The 17,590-nt window shown below is 38.1% G+C and carries 15 protein-coding genes and 1 tRNA gene; 9 read left to right on the top strand and 7 right to left on the bottom strand.

Going from position 1 to position 17,590, the window contains the following annotated elements:
- Positions 1 to 36 precede the first annotated feature (36 nt).
- The 4 genes from AAKU52_RS07495 to AAKU52_RS07480 all read right to left on the bottom strand — a co-directional run bounded on the left by AAKU52_RS07495 (position 37) and on the right by AAKU52_RS07480 (position 5,403).
- Positions 37 to 525, bottom strand: coding sequence for a TspO/MBR family protein (locus AAKU52_RS07495; protein ID WP_354331872.1), 489 nt, complete (start codon positions 523 to 525; stop codon positions 37 to 39).
- Between the two features lie 58 nt (positions 526 to 583).
- Positions 584 to 1,969: a RagB/SusD family nutrient uptake outer membrane protein gene (locus AAKU52_RS07490; protein WP_354331870.1), complete on the bottom strand. Its 1,386-nt coding sequence runs from the start codon at positions 1,967 to 1,969 to the stop codon at positions 584 to 586.
- Positions 1,970 to 1,988: 19 nt separating this feature from the next.
- Entirely contained in the window at positions 1,989 to 5,087 is a 3,099-nt protein-coding gene (locus tag AAKU52_RS07485) for a SusC/RagA family TonB-linked outer membrane protein (protein WP_354331868.1), read from the bottom strand.
- A gap of 244 nt (positions 5,088 to 5,331) precedes the next feature.
- A tRNA-Arg gene (locus tag AAKU52_RS07480) sits at positions 5,332 to 5,403 on the bottom strand.
- A gap of 323 nt (positions 5,404 to 5,726) precedes the next feature.
- On the opposite strand from AAKU52_RS07480, the gene mgtE reads away from it, so the two are divergent.
- Positions 5,727 to 7,100: a magnesium transporter gene (gene mgtE, locus AAKU52_RS07475; RefSeq protein WP_354331866.1), complete on the top strand. Its 1,374-nt coding sequence runs from the start codon at positions 5,727 to 5,729 to the stop codon at positions 7,098 to 7,100.
- A gap of 116 nt (positions 7,101 to 7,216) precedes the next feature.
- Here the strand turns inward: mgtE and ychF are convergent, their stop codons facing one another.
- Positions 7,217 to 8,311 (bottom strand): redox-regulated ATPase YchF, encoded by a 1,095-nt coding sequence (gene ychF, locus AAKU52_RS07470; protein WP_354331864.1) that lies wholly within the window; start codon positions 8,309 to 8,311, stop codon positions 7,217 to 7,219.
- Positions 8,312 to 8,430: 119 nt separating this feature from the next.
- On the opposite strand from ychF, the gene AAKU52_RS07465 reads away from it, so the two are divergent.
- Positions 8,431 to 8,922, top strand: a complete 492-nt coding sequence (locus AAKU52_RS07465; RefSeq protein WP_354331862.1) for a DUF5362 family protein — start codon at positions 8,431 to 8,433, stop codon at positions 8,920 to 8,922.
- A gap of 63 nt (positions 8,923 to 8,985) precedes the next feature.
- On the opposite strand, the gene AAKU52_RS07460 is transcribed toward AAKU52_RS07465, so the two are convergent.
- Together AAKU52_RS07460 and AAKU52_RS07455 are read right to left on the bottom strand one after the other, a co-directional pair.
- On the bottom strand, positions 8,986 to 9,684 hold the full coding sequence (locus AAKU52_RS07460; RefSeq protein WP_354331860.1) for an SRPBCC family protein: 699 nt from the start codon (positions 9,682 to 9,684) through the stop codon (positions 8,986 to 8,988).
- A 1-nt stretch (position 9,685) separates the two neighbouring features.
- The gene (locus AAKU52_RS07455; protein WP_354331858.1) at positions 9,686 to 9,931 is read right to left on the bottom strand and encodes a hypothetical protein; all 246 of its coding nucleotides are present in this window, start codon (positions 9,929 to 9,931) and stop codon (positions 9,686 to 9,688) included.
- 395 nt (positions 9,932 to 10,326) lie between these two features.
- On the opposite strand from AAKU52_RS07455, the gene AAKU52_RS07450 reads away from it, so the two are divergent.
- From AAKU52_RS07450 to dinB, 7 genes are all read left to right on the top strand, one after another.
- Positions 10,327 to 10,773: a KTSC domain-containing protein gene (locus AAKU52_RS07450; RefSeq protein ID WP_354331856.1), complete on the top strand. Its 447-nt coding sequence runs from the start codon at positions 10,327 to 10,329 to the stop codon at positions 10,771 to 10,773.
- Between the two features lie 284 nt (positions 10,774 to 11,057).
- Positions 11,058 to 11,516 carry a MarR family winged helix-turn-helix transcriptional regulator gene (locus AAKU52_RS07445; RefSeq protein ID WP_354331854.1) on the top strand — a complete coding sequence of 153 codons (459 nt, stop codon included), beginning with the start codon at positions 11,058 to 11,060 and terminating at the stop codon, positions 11,514 to 11,516.
- Positions 11,517 to 11,541: 25 nt separating this feature from the next.
- Positions 11,542 to 12,891 (top strand): TolC family protein, encoded by a 1,350-nt coding sequence (locus AAKU52_RS07440; RefSeq protein WP_354331852.1) that lies wholly within the window; start codon positions 11,542 to 11,544, stop codon positions 12,889 to 12,891.
- A 16-nt stretch (positions 12,892 to 12,907) separates the two neighbouring features.
- The gene (locus AAKU52_RS07435; protein ID WP_354331850.1) at positions 12,908 to 13,906 is read left to right on the top strand and encodes an HlyD family secretion protein; all 999 of its coding nucleotides are present in this window, start codon (positions 12,908 to 12,910) and stop codon (positions 13,904 to 13,906) included.
- A 6-nt stretch (positions 13,907 to 13,912) separates the two neighbouring features.
- Complete coding sequence (locus AAKU52_RS07430; protein ID WP_354331848.1) at positions 13,913 to 15,079, top strand: ABC transporter permease; 1,167 nt, start codon at positions 13,913 to 13,915, stop codon at positions 15,077 to 15,079.
- A 36-nt stretch (positions 15,080 to 15,115) separates the two neighbouring features.
- Positions 15,116 to 16,321: an ABC transporter permease gene (locus tag AAKU52_RS07425; RefSeq protein ID WP_354331846.1), complete on the top strand. Its 1,206-nt coding sequence runs from the start codon at positions 15,116 to 15,118 to the stop codon at positions 16,319 to 16,321.
- 112 nt (positions 16,322 to 16,433) lie between these two features.
- On the top strand, positions 16,434 to 17,588 hold the full coding sequence (dinB, locus tag AAKU52_RS07420; RefSeq protein ID WP_354331844.1) for a DNA polymerase IV: 1,155 nt from the start codon (positions 16,434 to 16,436) through the stop codon (positions 17,586 to 17,588).
- The last annotated feature ends 2 nt before the right edge of the window (positions 17,589 to 17,590 follow it).

The raw sequence follows: 17,590 nt of genomic DNA, 5'->3' as shown, positions 1-17,590 counted from the left end.
AAAATTAAGATATTAATTGTAATAAAAGAAAATTAATTAATTCAAGCTATAGATGGAATAAGTAAGCAGGGTGGCAAAACTTACCCATAGCGCATAGGGGATAAATAACAATCCTGCAGTCTTATCTATTTTGTAAAACATTCTTCCATTTATTAAGATTACAATTAATAAGGCGGAGATTTCAAATAAGGAAGCCCCAATTTTATGTGCGTAAAAAAACAGGAAAGACCAGAATAAATTTAAAACCAGCTGTATTAAATAGACCGCTATTATACGTGGGAAATGAGCTACCTGGTCTCGTTTTTGCCAGACCAGGTAAGCTGCTATGCCGATGAGGATATAAAGTATTGTCCAAACTGGTCCAAAAATCCAATTGGGAGGGTTGAAAGAAGGTTTGTTGAGTGTAGGATACCAGGTTTTAACGGAATTGCTGGTTAACAAACCTCCAATAACCCCAAAGGCCAAAGGAATGGAAATATTGATGATCAATGGAATAAATTGGAAACTTCGTTTTTCTGCAATCATCTTTTTTTATATATATCCATGATTGTCAACAATCATGCCCTTAACGCTGGCGAAAATTTTAGTTATAACCAGCGTTTTGAACAAGGTTTTTGTTCGCATCGATTTCTCTTTGTGGAACTGGAAAAACCAACGCATTAGCGTTCCATAGTAAGGAGCCAATATTGGTTTGTGTTCTTTTTGCATCGTGTAAAAAGAACCCTTCAAATGCAAGTTCGAGTTTTCGTTCGTTTAAAATGTTGGCAAGGGTAGCAGAGGTTGTTGTTAAACCGGCCCTGGTTCGCACAACAGCTAAATCTTGCAAAGGTGTTCTGCCGCCTATGGGTGCTGCAGGTAATAAACGTTGGTTACATTCTGCTCTGATAAGGTACATTTCAGCCAATCTAATAATGGAAACATTACCATATTGGTTTGCAAACTTTGAGGTGAAAATATCGCCATCATCATAAAAGAAATTGATGCGGTCATCATTTGCTGCATAGTTTTGGGCAATCCAGTCGGGAGAAATTGCTGCATCCCCTCTGCCGCCGTAGGTAGAAGAGCCATAAAACTCATTGAGGCCATTGAAACCTGTTAGGTTAGTGACTTGAATGGAAAATACATCTTCAGTAGTGTTGCTGCCGGGTTGCGCCGGACTACCGGGTTCTTGCACTGTAGGGAATGCCTGTCTGTAAGCGGCCTTTAGTTCATAAAGTTCAGAACTGATTACTCTATTTGCTGCACTAGCTGCGGCAGCATAATTACCCATTTGTAAATAGAGCCTGGCCAGCATTCCAGCTGCAGAAGATTTAGTAGCAAAGAACCCGTTCTCTGCAGGCAATACAGTTTCAGCTTCGGTTAGATCACTGATGGCTTGTTGATACCCGGCGGCAACTGTTGCCCGACTAACATAATTAGCCTCAGTAATCACTGTTGTTGGCGTAAGTACAATAGGTACACCTAAATTAGTTGTTGGATTGCCATCATTATATGCTTTTCCAAACAACCTGACAAGGTCGAAATAAACCGCCCCTCTAATGAATCTAGCTTCACCATTTATCCGCGCCTTTTTTGCTGCATCGACTTTATCAATTGCAGTTAATACATTGTTTACGTCATTTATAGCGCGAAAGCCATCTCTCCAAACGTTGCTTACGAAAGTATTAGTTTTTAAAAGAGATTTGTTGTTTGCCTGGGTAAGCTCCTCATAGGTTCCCGTCCACTCAATGGCATTGGTATTTGCTAAAAGATCTCCGATTAAAAACGGGCGGCCACCATAAAAATCAGTTCTGCTTAAATCAGCATAAGCACCAATAAGTGCCACTTCAACATCTTTAGAAGTCAATAAAGCCTGATCTTGTTCAATAGTATCAGCAGGGGCTATATCTAATGGTTTTTTACACGAGGAGGTTAGAATCAACAGAAAAATGGATACAAATAGGATGTTATAAATTGCTATCTTTTTCATAATGTTATCTTTGAAAGGGTTAAAGGCCAATATTAATACCAAAAGAAATTACTCTGGCTTGCGGAGCCGAGTAGAAATCTACCCCTTGATTTATATTTGTTGATTGATAATCTGCGTTCACTTCAGGATCCCAACCTTTATAACCCGTAATCGTAGCCAGATTTTGTGCGGTGGCAAAAACCCTTAATTTACTAAGCTTTATTTTGTTTAGAATAGAAGTGGGGAAGGTATAGCCCAGTGTTAATGTTTTTAGCCGGATGTAAGAGCCATCGGAAAGGTACCTGGTAGAGTTTCCGACTCCATTTCCATAACCTAGACGGGGTTCTGGCACATTGGTGATTTGGCCTGGGCTATTCCAGTAATCCATTTGATCTGTGGTTTGGTTATCATAGCCATTTGATCCATTTGCACTCATATAAGCACCACCACTATTAAAGATTTTATTTCCTGATACACCCTGAAAAAAGATCCCTAAATCAAAGTCTTTAAAGGAAAAGTTGTTGTTAAAACCGAATATGAATTTAGGATTTGGGTTTCCGGCGAAAATTCTTTGTACTTCATTTATATCATTAGTCGTTTCTCTACTAAGGGTTCCATCAGCCATTGGGCTATTCATATAATAAATGGCATCACCATTTGAAGCATCAACACCTGCATATTCAGGCAAATAAAAAACACCAATGGGATGACCTGAAATAGCTGCATTAATCTCATTGGCATTTAAAATTTGTCCGCCTAATTCGGTTATTTTATTTTTATTGATTGCAGCAGTAATTGCTGTTGTCCATTTAAGAGAACCTTCTAAATTAGCTGTATTTATGCCGAGTTCAAATCCAGAATTCACTAACTTTCCCAAATTTTGAGTGATGATAGAAAAGCCACTCGTTTGTGGTATTGGCACATCCAACAATAGATCTGTCGTGTTTTTCTTATAATAATCAAATGAACCAGTAACCCTGTCGTTAAGGATTCCAAAATCCAATCCTATATCGAATTGTTTAGTTTTTTCCCAGGTCAAATCAGGATTGGCAATTTGAAGTGGTCTTTGTCCGGGTAAGCCACCGTAGGCACCTGTTCCACTAAACAAACCACGTGCAGCGTAATTGCCAATTTCAGCATTACCTGTTAAACCATAACTTAATCTTAATTTTAACAAACTTATTGCTTCAATATTTTTTAGGAATTCTTCTTCAGAAGCAATCCAGCCAATGGAACCGGCAGGGAAAACACCATATTGGTGACTGGAACCAAAACGAGAGGATCCATCTATTCTGGTGCTAAAACTTAATAAATACCTGTCTTTATATTTATAATTACCCCTAAAGAAATAAGATAAAAAGCTATAGGCATTTTCACTACTTGTGGCACTAACTTTAGTGGCAGCAGTAATTAACTTTTTGTAAGCATCACTTGGGAAATCTGTTCCTTCAATCTCACTATATTTATCTGTTACTTTTTGATAACTTGTACCTAAAACAGCATCCAAAACACTGTTTTTCCCAAAAGTAGTATTGTAGCTAAAGAAATTGTTTGTATTGATATTCATTACGAATGTTGAAGTATTTTCACCGTCGCCATTTGATGTGCCGGTGTTTCTGAAGGTTAAGGAACCATAATAGCTTTCTTCGTTTTGATTTAAATTATCGACTGAGAAATCACTTGTAAATTTTAATCCTTTTAAAATAGTAACATTTGCAAAAGCCTTTCCAATGGTTCTATAAACGGTTGCTTTATAAAAAGCATTATCTACAGCCAATAATGGATTGTAATATAAAGGATAGTTAGAAGCTTCGCCAGGTAAACTACCACTAATTAGCCCACTTCTTGGATCGATCAAAGGAGTGATAGGGGAAAGTGCTACAGCTTGTAATGGATTTGAAAAAGCATTATCATTAGATAATCTATTGTTGATGCTATTGGAGAAATTCAAATTTATCCCGACTTCAATAAATTCAGTAGCTTTATTTGTTAAATTTAACCGGCCAGAATATCTTTTATAACTGTTTCCTATCAGAATACCTTCCTGATCGAGCGCTTGTCCGCCGATATAAAATTTAGTTTTTTCATTACCTCCAGTAAAGTTTAAATCATATTGTTGTAGGATAGGGTTTTCCTGATAGGCAGCTTCTTCCCAGTTTGTATTCACTTTATAGGTTTCATAATCATTATTTCCTGCTGAATACCTTTTTAAGCGGCCTTCCACTCTTGTTTTATAGTCCGCAATAGCTTCCTCTAAAGTGTCGTAATCTCCGAAAAGAAAGTCTTGTTTGGCAGCGCCTTCTCCAGCTCTTCGGATGAGTTGGACAAATTGCTGGGAATTTAAAAACGCTCTGTGATTGGTGGGTGAACTTACTCCTCCTAAAACATTGAAATTAATAGCTGTTTTTCCTATTTTACCTTGTTTGGTGGTAATAAGCACTACACCGTTGGATGCTCTTGCACCATAAATTGCAGAAGCAGATGCGTCTTTCAACACTTCAATAGATTCAATATCGTTTGTATTTAAATCAGCAAGAGGACTTGTTGGTGCCGTTGTGCTGGATAAATTGCTTGAAAAAATTGGTATTCCATCTACAATATAAAGTGGCTCACTGCCTGCGGTCACAGAGGCCGCGCCTCTTACCCTTACGGTTATGCCTTGCCCTAGTTTTCCATTTTGTGAGGCAATCATTACGCCACTGGCTTTTCCTTGCAGGGCAGATTCAAAGCTCGTTACGGGAAGGTTTTCCAGGTCAGCCGCTTTTACCTGAGCAATTGAACCGGTTAGGTCTCTTTTAATACGCGTACCATAGCCAACAACAACAACTTCTGATAAACTTCTGTCGTCTTCTTCCAGAATAACATTTACGCTATTGCTTGTCAATGGTACCTCTTTAGTCTTATAAGAAATAAAACTAAAGATTAATGTAGTGGTATTTTCGGGGACGGTTAAACTAAAAAATCCATTTGAATTTGTTTGTGTTCCAATAGATTTTGTTCCTTTTGCCAGAATGCTAGCACCGGAAATAGGTTCTGCGTTTGCTGTGGTAACTTTTCCTGTAATTACTTTGGTTTGCCCATAGGCCAAAGTCAATGTACCCAAGATAAGTATGAAGCAAAAAAGTAGCTTTCTTATCATATTTTGAAGTTTAGGTGTGGAGTAATTTTTATACAAATTAGTGATAAGTAAGGTGATTAGTTAAAAGTAAAAGATGTAAGTTATCAACATTTTAACGCGGTTGTTAACAGTAAGGGGAATAGTCTGGGTCGAGATTATCGCATAAAAAAAGCCCCAATTAAGGGGCTTCTTTGTAAAAACGTATGTGTTTAAGTATGTAGAATTGACAAAACAGGCTTTAAACACACCTAAACACTGTTGTCTGTGTTCCCGAAGGGACTCGAACCCCCATCGATGGTACCGGAAACCATAATTCTATCCGTTGAACTACGGGAACATTGCGGCAAATATATCAATTAGATTGGTTATTATTTAATTCTCATTGAATGTATTTAAATTGTAGCAGGAGTGAAGTGTTTAAATATGGAGTAAAATTCTACAAATGGAATGTAAAAGTTAAGTATTTCTAACTGATTTGCCCTATTAGCGGAAAGTAGCTTATTACCATTAATTGGAGCTGTCTTTTTAGAGCCTTTCTAATCAACAGATTAACTTATAAAATGAATAATCTCTGCCTAATCAGTTGATTTTTGAAAATAAAACCTCACTTTTGCAATCCTGATAAAACAGCATAAACATGTAAAAATAAGTGAGTATTGTATGGAAGAATTGATTGTTGAAGAAATAGTTGTACTGTTAGAAAAGGGCAATGATGCGCAATTAAAAGTTTATTTAGATGACTTGAACATCTCTGATGTAGAGCACCTCATAGACGAACTTCCACAATATGCTGTAAAATTTATAGATACACTCTCTATTAAGCGTGCGGTAAATGTTTTTAGAATACTTGATTTTCCAACCCAGGAAAGAATCATTAAAAAACTTTCCGGACCTAAATTAGCTGAATTAATTAACCTGTTGCCTCCTGACGACCGGACTTCATTGTTCAGTGAGCTTAAAGGCGATGCCGTAGCCAAACTAATACAACTCCTGCCCGCAATAGACCGCATAGAAGCTTTATCGCTTTTAGGTTATGAAGAAGATAGTGTTGGTCGGTTAATGACTCCAGATTATGTGGCTGTCAAAAAAGACTGGACTGTAGCCCGTGTGTTAGAACACATTCGCCGCTTTGGTAAGGACTCTGAAACCATTGATGTTATTTATGTCATTGATAAAAATGGCGTTCTGTTGGACGATATCAGGATCAGGGAAATATTACTGGCCAATCCGGAAGCTTTGATTGGTGATTTGGCTGATAACCGCTCCATTGCACTGAAAGTTAATGACAACCAGGAAGAGGCCATTAATGTTTTCCGGATGAATAACCGCGTAGCCTTACCTGTGGTAGACGACAATAATATTTTACTGGGCATTGTAACAGTAGACGATATTCTTTGGATTGCTAATGAAGAGTATACCGAAGACATGCAAAAAATTGGAGGTACAGCCGCTCTTGATCAGCCTTATTTAGATATGCCCCTTTTTGGTCTGGTCAAGAAAAGAGTGGGCTGGCTGGTGGTTTTGTTTCTTGGTGAAATGCTTACTGCAACTGCCATGGTTCATTTTGAAGCTGATATTGCCAAAGCTGTAGTGCTCGCCATGTTTGTACCCCTCATTATTTCCAGTGGTGGTAACAGTGGTTCGCAGGCCTCTACATTGATTATACAAGCAATGGCACTTGGCGAAATTACAGTAGCAGATTGGTGGAGGGTGATGCGCCGCGAAATACTTTCTGGCTTAATTCTCGGTCTCGTGCTCGGTAGCATAGGTTTCCTGAGAATTTTTGTGTGGACGATGTTCTCCAACATGTATGGTCCTCATTGGAAGCTTATTGGTGCAACGGTGGGCGTTGCCCTGGTTGGCGTAGTGCTTTGGGGCTCACTCGCTGGTTCAATGCTCCCTTTAATATTAAAAAAACTTGGGGCAGATCCGGCAACATCCTCGGCACCTTTTGTAGCTACACTGGTTGATGTAACGGGACTGATCATTTATTTCTCTGTCGCGGTAATGTTCTTAGAGGGAGTGCTGCTTTAAAAGCGTAATTACCGACTTCAAAAACGACCACTTTTTACCATAAAAATAACACAAAAAAAATGCAGCTCTTTGGAAGCTGCATTTTTTTTGTCTAACGTATATTATACTGTTACTTCTTAAACATTGAAGCGGAAATGCATGATGTCGCCATCTTCCACCACATAAGTTTTACCCTCAACACCTAGTTTTCCTGCATCTTTACAAGCGTTTTCAGAACCCAGGGTTACAAAGTCAATGTATTTGATAACTTCAGCACGAATAAAACCTTTTTCGAAATCACTGTGGATTACACCTGCAGCCTGTGGCGCAGTAAAGCCTTTAGTTATAGTCCACGACCTTACTTCTTTAACACCAGCAGTAAAGTAAGTATATAAGTCAAGCAAACGATAAGCGGCAACAATTAATTTGTTTACGCCAGATTCTGTCAAGCCTAAGTCAGCCAAAAACTCCTGGCGCTCTTCGTAACTTTCCAGCTCTGCAATTTCAGATTCAATTTTCGCCGAAATCACCAATACTTCCGCCTGCTCGTCTTTTACCGCATCTTTTACCAAATCAACATAAGCATTGCCTTTTATCACTGAATCTTCATCCACATTACAAACATACAATACCGGTTTTTGAGTAAGTAAACCCAAATCAATGATAAATTCAAAATCGTCTGCATTTAAAGCAGCAGAGCGAACAGAATTACCACCTTCTAAATGGTTTTTTACGACAGTTAAAATTTCAAAAGTTCTTTTAGCTTCTTTATCTGTTTTCGCCAGTTTTTCAACCTTTTGAATACGTTTTGAAACCGTATCAAGGTCTTTCAGCTGCAATTCTGTGTCAATAATTTCTTTATCCCTAATTGGATCTACAGAACCATCAACATGGATCACGTTGCCATCATCAAAACAACGCAAAACATGAATAATTGCATTGGTTGCCCTAATGTTACCTAAAAATTGGTTACCCAGGCCTTCACCTTTAGATGCGCCTTTTACTAAGCCAGCTATATCAACGATTTCGATCGTGTTCGGAACTGTATTTATAGGTTTAACGAGTTCTGCAAGTTTTGTTAAGCGCTCATCAGGAACAGTAATAACCCCTATATTAGGTTCTATTGTACAAAAAGGAAAATTCGCTGCCTGAGCTTTTGCGTTTGATAAACAGTTAAACAGGGTAGATTTTCCAACATTGGGTAAACCCACTATACCACATTGTAATGCCATGAATAGATTTTGTATTAATTTGGCGCAAAGGTATCAAAAATTTTAAATCCCTGATGTAATAAACTTGCAGAGAAAATAAATATTCTCTATGTTTAAGGAATAAAAAAGCCGTAAAAAAAATGGATAACGCAGAAGAAACCTATCAGGGGAGTTCGATTGAAAAACCCGAAAAACCGCTGGTCATTACAGAAGATGTAAGAAGCTACCTTTATGATATGGGTAAATGGACGAAGTTCCTGGCCATCATAGGGTTTATATTTACGGCTTTAATTACGCTATTTGCATTTGGCTCAGCTGCTTTTATATCACTATTGGCTACTTATAGTCCTGGCAATCCCCTGGCGGCTATGGGGTCAGGGTTTTTAAGTGTTTACTTTCTGGTGATTGCCCTCTTATACTTTTACCCAAGTTGGCTCATGTTTAAGCATTCCAATGCCATTAAAAAAGCGGTATTGTATGGCGATCAAGAAAGTTTAGGACTTGCCATGCTTAATCTAAAATCATTTTTTAAGTTTTGGGGTGTACTCATGATTGTGCTTATCTCCTTCTATTTCATGGTCATCGTAATGGCCATCGTTGTTGGGGTAAGTACGGCTAATATGGCTGGTTAATACAGTAATTATAGCAATAAGGCCGGCTGTAAAGCTGGCCTTATTGCGTTAAAGCCGTATTGCTTATATAAATACCGGCGTTTTATGTTCAATTTTGTATTTGAAATTTTTTATTTCTTTTTGCAGCAAGTGCTCAAAATAGGGGTTAATCATTTTTGAAATGCCTACACCCACGCCGCCAATTATTGGGCGGTAAGAGAGCACTACTTTCATTAATGTTCCTCCTTCGTTTGGTAATTGTTCGAATTCTACGCGGCCAAAATGGTGTAATAGGGGCCCTTTTGCAGATTTCCAGCCTATCAAACGACCAGGTTCATCTTTAACAATTTCTGCATCCCATTTAATAGAAAAAAGATTCCCTAATGCCTTTGTTTTCCATATAGAAAGATTTTCATCTACAACCTCCACATCTAACAAACGACTAATAGTACCTGGCAGGTTTTTTAAATTTCTCCAATAGGCATATACTTCGGCAGGGGGCAGGTCTATTTCAAACTCCCCTCTAATATTAATAGCCTGTGGTTTTTTACCATCAATGCCCAGGTAATCATATAAAATACAATTCCCAGAAAAACCACGGTAGGCCAGGTAAGCGCCATAAAGAAAGCGCGTTTTAAAAGGGTTCTTAATAGCTGAGCCTATTAAAATACCTCCAATTAAAATGGAAGCCATCCGTTCGTTGATGCCTACGTTTTGGTATTGCTCTTTTTCTATAGAAAAGCTACCTGAATTAAAATTTAAAGTGTTTCCTGTTTTTTCCATCTTATTGTCTGGCTTTTATGGCTGCTCCGATGATATTGATTTCAGGTTGATGAAGATGGCCCCATAACTGTTCCCAACTGCCGTTTTCATCCCAGCGAATTTGGGTCAACGGTTTTGAATGAAGTAAGCAGCTGTAAAACGAAACCCCATCACTGGTTTCTTCAGGTTTAACCGTTAAGGTTTCATCAGCACCATTTAAGTTAACCTGTATTTCAAATTCTGGTTGGTGTACTTCAAATTCCGGCATAAAATTAAAGTTATTTGTTACTAAACAGATTTAAGCGCCTAGTGTTTTGTTCTGCAGAAAAAAGATTGTTCCAGCACTACCTTCAGGGGCAACGTTTGTCATGTATTTTATTTTTGACTGATTGGCTTAATTATAACCACTTTTATCGTTTATGCAAATACCCAGCTATAGCCTGAAAAATTTGCCTTTCTAAACGTAGCTAAATATAGGTTAACGCAATGTTAACGCAATGGTAACGCAATGCTTACGCAATGGTAACGCAATCCATAATTGTGTAAATCTTGTGTTACTACTGTGTCTACATCCCTTTAAACATCAAGGTTCTATTTGTGGAGATAATTTATTGTAACTTAATGCGATTACAAATAAAATCTACTTATATTTGCGCAAATTTTATGAAGAAAATAGTAGATTACAGAAAATTGTTGGGTGTACAAAAGGATGCCGAGCTTAAAGAATTAAAGACCATTTATAGGAATTTAATGAAAGATTGTCACCCGGATAAATTCCAGGATAATGAAGAGGCTAAATTAGAAGCTGAAATTAAAAGTAAAGATATCATTGAAGCCTATCACTTTTTGGTAAGTATTGCTCCAGAGACTTTAAATCTTTCTATAGAAGAATATAATCAAACGACTTCAACTTGTGGCATTGCTGATTTTACATGGGAGCGCACGGTATTAAAAGTGACGTTTCTTGATGGTAGTGGCTATGAGTACTTTGAAGTGCCAAGAGCTATTTACGTGAAATTAGTTAATGCTGATTCTCCAGGTAGATTTGCCCGCAGACATATCTTTAGCGTTTTCCCTTATCGCAACATTGCGAAAATGGCAACTGCTTAATTCTTGTAAAAATGGTTGTTTCAAAATAGGTGTTTGCTGAATCTTTCAGCGCATACTTCCTTTTGAAACAATCGATTTTTTTGTTCCTTTCCCCAAAAATTTTGCCTGAACTTCCTGTTCAATTTCAATACCACTATTTTTCCCCTTTTCGCTATGTTGCCTTAATGCTTGCTGGTTGTTATTTCTGCGCCTAAATATTGTTTACTTTTTTCTGCCTAATTGCTTATTCAAATATATTTATATATATTTGTATCGTGCACGATTAAATCGTGTAAAATAAACTTATGAAAACCGATCATTTAAAATTAAACCGTCAATTTTCTTTTTCTCTTTATTTAGGGTCAAGACTGCTTATAAAAGAGTACCAGCCGTATCTGGATAAATTAAAGCTCACTTATCCGCAGTATTTAGTGTTGTTGGTGCTTTGGGAAAACAACAATCTTTCGGTAAATGAAATTTCAGCGCAATTGCTCTTGAACTCGAATACCCTTACGCCAATGTTGAAAAGAATGGAGAAAGATGGTTTAATTAATAGGGTGCGATCGGTGGAAGATGAACGTAAAGTGATGATCATTTTAACAGATAAAGGGGAGCAATTAAGTACACAAGTTTCTTTGATACCGACACAAATTGTTAAGGAGTTTACAACTGAAAATTACGAGGGTCAGGACGAGCTTGACACCCTTAAAAAATTATTAGATAAGTTCATTAATGTAATGAAAATGAAGGGTGCAGCAGATTAATTTTTCTTTATTGAAACTATAGCAAATGAAAACTAAATATATAATGTTATCGTTCTTTCTCAGCATTTTAACTGTCAACAGTTTTGCGCAACAGTTATCAATGGCCGATGCGGTTCGTTTATTGGAAAAAAACAACGGCAATTTAAATGCCGCTAAATACGCTGTGGAGCAAAGGCACTTTGAGCAGCAAAAAACTAAAGGCTTACGCTTGCCTAATTTAGGTTTAGAAGGTAATTACACACATATTAACGAAGATATTACCATCGACTTGAATCCTATAAGAGATGCTATTGCGAAGCTTCATCAGATTCCAGATGCCGGGGGCACCCTGGGCAGTTGGAATAATGTGGTTCAGAAACAAGATTTTGGAAACTTAAATGCAATGGCAAAATGGCCTATATATGCTGGTGGAAAAATCAATATCGCTATCGATGCATCAAAAATACAGGAAAAGTCGGCTGAAAATAAACAAGAAATTACGCGTGATGAGTTATATACCAATCTTATTGATTTGTATTATAAAACCCAGCTGGCTGCAAAGTCTTTAGCGTTAAGGGGTACTATATTTGAATCTGTTAACATTCATGCTGCCCATGCCAACCAATTATTTAAAAATGGCATCGTTGCAGAAGTAGAAACCTTAAATGCCAAAGTAGCTTTATCAAATGCGCAAAGAGAAGTGTTAGCGGCTAAAAAAGACTATTCTTTGGCTAAAACGGCCTTAGAAAATTTAATTGGCGAATATGAATTTGACACCTTGACAACCAAATTCATTACTCCAATAGCACTTCAGCCCCTGCAAGATTACCAAGCGGTGGTTTTAGCCCAATATCCTCAGTTAAAATACATTAATAATCAAAAGGAATTGACAAAGCTGGCTACAAAAAAAGAGAAATCAGCCTATTTGCCAGAGATCGCTTTATTTGGTAAAAAGTATGTTTACCGGAATAATGTCTCTGTACTAGAGCCTGACTGGGCTGTTGGCGTAGGTTTAAAGTTCAATGTTTTCGACGGGTTTCAGCGTAGAAATAACATCAAAGCTGCTCAGGCTCAAACTAAAGAAGTGGAGTACCTTGATGTGCAGGCAAAAAGATCAGTAAATACCTTTGTAGAACAACTTTATAATGAGATAGAAAAACAACGAGAGCAATACGAAAGCCTGAATAGTGACGAGGCCCTTGCTCAAAAATTAAAGTTTATGCGGGAGAAAGCCTTTGAGAATGGCATGGGTACTTCTGTTGAAGTTATAGATGCAACCGTTCAGCTTTCTGCTATACAATTAAAAAAATACCAGGCTTTGTATCAATACAATGCTAAATACGGCGCTTTAGTGATAGCGCAAAATAACTTTACTGCTTTTATTTCTGAACTTTAACCTTATACCAGATCAAATGGACTCTAAATCTAAAAACAATAAAAATAAATATTTCCTTGCTCTTGTGGTCATTGTGGGCTTGGTTTCTACAGCAATTTGGTTTTTAAGCAAACCTAAAGAGGTGGTGCTGCAGGGAAGAATTGAGGCTTCACAGGTTTACCTTTCTGCAAAGATACCTACACGAGTAAAAGAATTTTTGGTAAGAGAAGGGGCTACCGTTAAAAAAGGTGATTTAATTGCATCGCTAGAAAGTCCCGAAATAGATGCCAAACTCGCACAGGCACAAGCGGCGAGGGCTGCGGCAAAAGCGCAGGAGAATAAAGCTGAAAATGGGGCAAGGGCAGAAGAGATTGTTGCAGCTCGTAGTTTGTATCAAAAAGCAAGTGCTGGTGCAGTCCTTGCTGCTAAAACTTTTCAAAGAATCAGTAATTTATATAAAGATGGTGTGGTTTCTGAACAGCAAAAAGACGAGGCTTCTGCCAAAAAAGAAGCTGCTTTAAGAGATAAGCAAGCTGCCCATAGCCAATATCAAATGGCTGTTAATGGTGCGCGTACTGAAGATAAGGCTGCGGCTATGGCCATGGTTAGGAAAGCGGATGGTGCAATTAGTGAATTAGATGTGTACGTGAATGAGAGAAATATCATCTCTCCAATTGATGGGGAAGTGCAAAATTTCTTGCCTGAAAAAGGAGAATTAGTTCCTGCTGGATATCCTGTGGTTAACTTAATTGACCTGGCTGATAGCTATGCTGTTGTCAATGTGAAGGAAGATTTATTAGTGCATTTTAAAAAAGGTAGTGTGTTTGTAGCAGATATACCTGCTTTGAACCTAAAGAGCGTCAAATTTAAAGTTTACTTTATTTCTCCTTTAGGAGATTTTGCAACCTGGAATGCCACTAAAGCTTCCGGAGAATTCGACATCAGAACCTTTGAAATTAGAGGCACCCCCCTTGATCAATCAACTGAAGTAAGACCAGGGATGAGCATTCTCATCAATGCTGCTCAATTTAAATAATCAGAAATGAAAGGCTTTAAAGAGATATTTCTTCATGAAATGCAAACCGTATTTACGGAAAAAAGACATTTTCTGTTTGCTATTGCTTTGCCTCTGCTGCTGTTTTTGTTTTTTACCACCTTATTAAAAGATGGCGTACCCCGGGATTTGCCTGTGGTGGTGGTTGATTATGACCGTACTGCACTTTCCAGACAACTTATAGCGCAGCTCGATGCCACACCGGAAATGAAAATTACCGAACACCTCAGTTCTGAGGAAATTGCAAAAACTAAAGTTCAAAGCGGAAAAGCTTATGCAGTAATCATTTTTCCGGCAAGATTTGAACAAGATGTAAAGCAGGGAAGGGCAACTGAAGTGCTTAATTTTTATAATGGCACTTATTTGCTGCCATCGGGGTTAATCAATAAAGCCTTTCAAAAGGTGGTCGGCACTTTTTCTGCCGGTGCCAGCATTCAGTCAAGAATGAAAAAAGGAAGTACAGCACAACAAGCTACCTTAAATTATAAGCCCGTTAACTTATCTGCCCATGTTCTTTTTAATCCTTATACCAATTATTCCTACTACCTCAATACGGGATTTATGCCTATGATGTTACAGATTTTTGTGATGTTAACGACCATTTATAGTTTAGGGATTACTTTTAAAAGTAATAAAGGTAAAGCACTTTATGCCTTAAGTAACGAGAATTACATTGTTGCCATATTGGGAAAAGCATTGCCTTACACCCTTATTTTCTTTGTGATAGGTACCATCATGAACATCATGATGTTTGTTTGGCAGGGTTTTCCTTTAAACGGCAGTAAATTATTGCTTACCTTAAATACCTTGTTGCTCATTATTTCTCATCAGGCCATAGGGATCTTTTTTGTAGCCTCTGCCAAAAGTTTAAGGGCTGCATTAACCGGTGGAACTGGGGTGTCTGCAGTTAGTTTGTCTTTTGCAGGCTTAACCTTTCCTATTATGGGAATGCCTTTGGCGATGCAGGCTTTAAGTTATATTTTTCCTTTTACGCATTATTTAAAAGTATTTGTTGACCAGGGGCAAAGGGGTTCGCCTATATTTTATTCGCTTCCTTCTATTGCGGCCATGTTTGTGATTACCATGATTGCAATGCTGGGCTGGAAAAAAATTAAAGTACACCTGCAGGCTGGTGCTTATCCAGAACACATTTAATGATAGCTTCATCGCTGTTGAAATATAAATATACTCATGAAACCAGTTAATAAAAAAACCCTATCCATTTGGAATGCTTTTTTAACCGAACTTAAATCTGTTTTTCGCGATAAAGCTGTCTTCAGTACTTTTGTGAGCACAGCCTTGGTCGTTATGCTGGTTTACACTTATGTGTATTCTAAACAAGTAGTGAGGGAGGTGCCGGTGGCTGTAATTGATTTAGATCAGAGCCGTTCTAGTAGGGATTATTTGCAAATGCTGGCCGCTACGGAAGAAGTGACCTTGAAAAAAGATTTTTTAGGTTTAAATCAAGCTAAAGCGGCCTTTTTTAAGGGTGATGTTAAAGGCGTGGTCCTGATTCCTGAAAATTTCTCCTCCGATATTCGCCGCGGTAGGCTGGTTAATATTTCGGTCTATGCCGATGCTTCCTATATGCTCTATTACCGCCAAATAATGGGTGCTGTAAATGTTGTAAACGGCTATTATAATGCGGGTATTGATGTGAAAAAATTAATGTCGGCGGGCAACACTGCTAAACAGGCGCAAGCCATACACAGTCCGGTAACGGCCAGTAGCATCAGTGTCTATAATCCTGTAAGTGGTTATGGTAGTTATATCATACCAATGGTGACGGCTTTGGTTACCCAATTGGTGGTATTAATGGCGATAGGTATTTTAGGGGGTACCAGAAGAGAAAATAAGGAGCTTCATTTTTTGTTTGCAGTGGTTTTAACTCCTGGCGGCACCATCCCGGTTTTATTGGGGAAAGGACTTGTCTATATTTCCTTATATTTCTTTATCCTTCTTTTACAAACAGGGATAATTTACCCCTTGTTCGGTATTCCTTTTAGGGGTGCATTCTGGGGTATGCTTCTTTTTATGCTTCCTTATATTTTAGCTGTAGTGTTTTTAGGGATAGCTTTAACAGGTTTGTTTAGAAGAAGGGAAGATGCGATTATGGTTTTGATTGTTACAACCATGCCTTTTATGATGCTTAGTGGTTTGTCGTATCCAATAGAAAGTTTTCCTGTTTTTTATCAATACCTGGCAAAAATATTGCCATCCAGCTGGGGGATTAAAGGTTTTGTGAAAATCACCCAAATGGGTGTTACTATTAGGGATGTGATGGAGGAGTGGATCGCATTATGGGTTTTAGCAAGTGTGTATTTTATGGCAGCTGCTTTTTTTCTGAAGCAAACGGCACAAAAAAGTTTAAAGGATTCGCTGGTTGAAAAAGCTTAAATTATTCCTCACAGCAGCAAAGAATGGTTATGGAGTGTTTAGCTAATTAAAATAGTATAAATATTTAATATACTAATTATTTTAGCATAACTTTGTGGTCAAATACAAGGTTATGCAGGAGAAACAGATTGTACATATTGACCAGGATGCCTTCTTTGTATCTGTAGAAGTGTTAAAAAACTCGAAATTACTGGGTATGCCGGTTATTATTGGGGGCACATCAGATCGTGGGGTAGTGGCCTCTTGCAGTTATGAGGCGCGTAAATTCGGTATACATTCGGCTATGCCCTCTAAAATGGCCAGACAGCTTTGTCCCCAGGCCATTTTTATTCGTGGGAACATGGAAGAGTATAGCAAATACTCACACCTGATTACCGAAATACTGCAACAAAAGGTGCCGGTTTTAGAAAAAGCAAGTATAGACGAGCATTATATTGACATGACGGGCATGGACCGCTTTCATGGTTGCATGAAATATGCCCATGAATTAAAAGAGCTGGTGATTAAGGAAACGGGTTTGCCAATATCTTTTGGCTTATCTGTCAATAAAACGGTTTCTAAAATGGCCACAAATGAATGTAAACCAAATGGAGAACTTTTTGTTGCCCAGACTGAGGTAACAGACTTCCTTAATCCCTTATCTATAAAAAAGATCCCTGGCTTAGGAAAGGCTACTTACATTAAACTGAGTGAGATGGGGGTGAAAAAGATTTTTACGCTAACCCAGATTCCGCAACAGCAGCTGTTTAAAGTTTTGGGGAGTAATGGTTTAACTTTATGGCAAAAAGCAAATGGGATTGATCATTCTCCGGTAGTCCCTTACCGGGAGCAAAAGTCGATGGGTAAACAGCATACTTTTGAAAAAGACAGTATCGATTTTACGGAAATCAAACATTTGATTACTGCTATGGTGTTGCAGCTTACTTATGAACTTCGGCAGCAGCAGAAACTAACGGCCTGCATTACTATTACCATCCGCTATTCCAATTTTGAGACTGTTAGTCAGCAGGCACGTATACCTTATACCGCTCTTGATGCTTATTTGATAGAGAAGGCCAAAGCCCTTTTCGATAAAGCTTATAGCCAGCGGATGCTGATCAGATTGGTTGGGGTAAAATTCTCTAACCTGGTGAATGGCTTTGAGCAGATTAATCTTTATGGTGCTGCCCGGGAGCAGTATAATTTGTGCCAGGCGATGGATAAAATCAGAAATAGGTTTGGTGAAAAAGCCATTGCAATTGCCTCCACTTTAGCCCTTAAGTTGTAAGT

It is taken from the genome of Pedobacter sp. CG_S7, from assembly GCF_040544395.1.
Taxonomy (GTDB): domain Bacteria; phylum Bacteroidota; class Bacteroidia; order Sphingobacteriales; family Sphingobacteriaceae; genus Pedobacter.
Note: the sequence above shows the minus strand (reverse complement) of the source record. Positions and strands in the feature narration are given on the sequence as shown.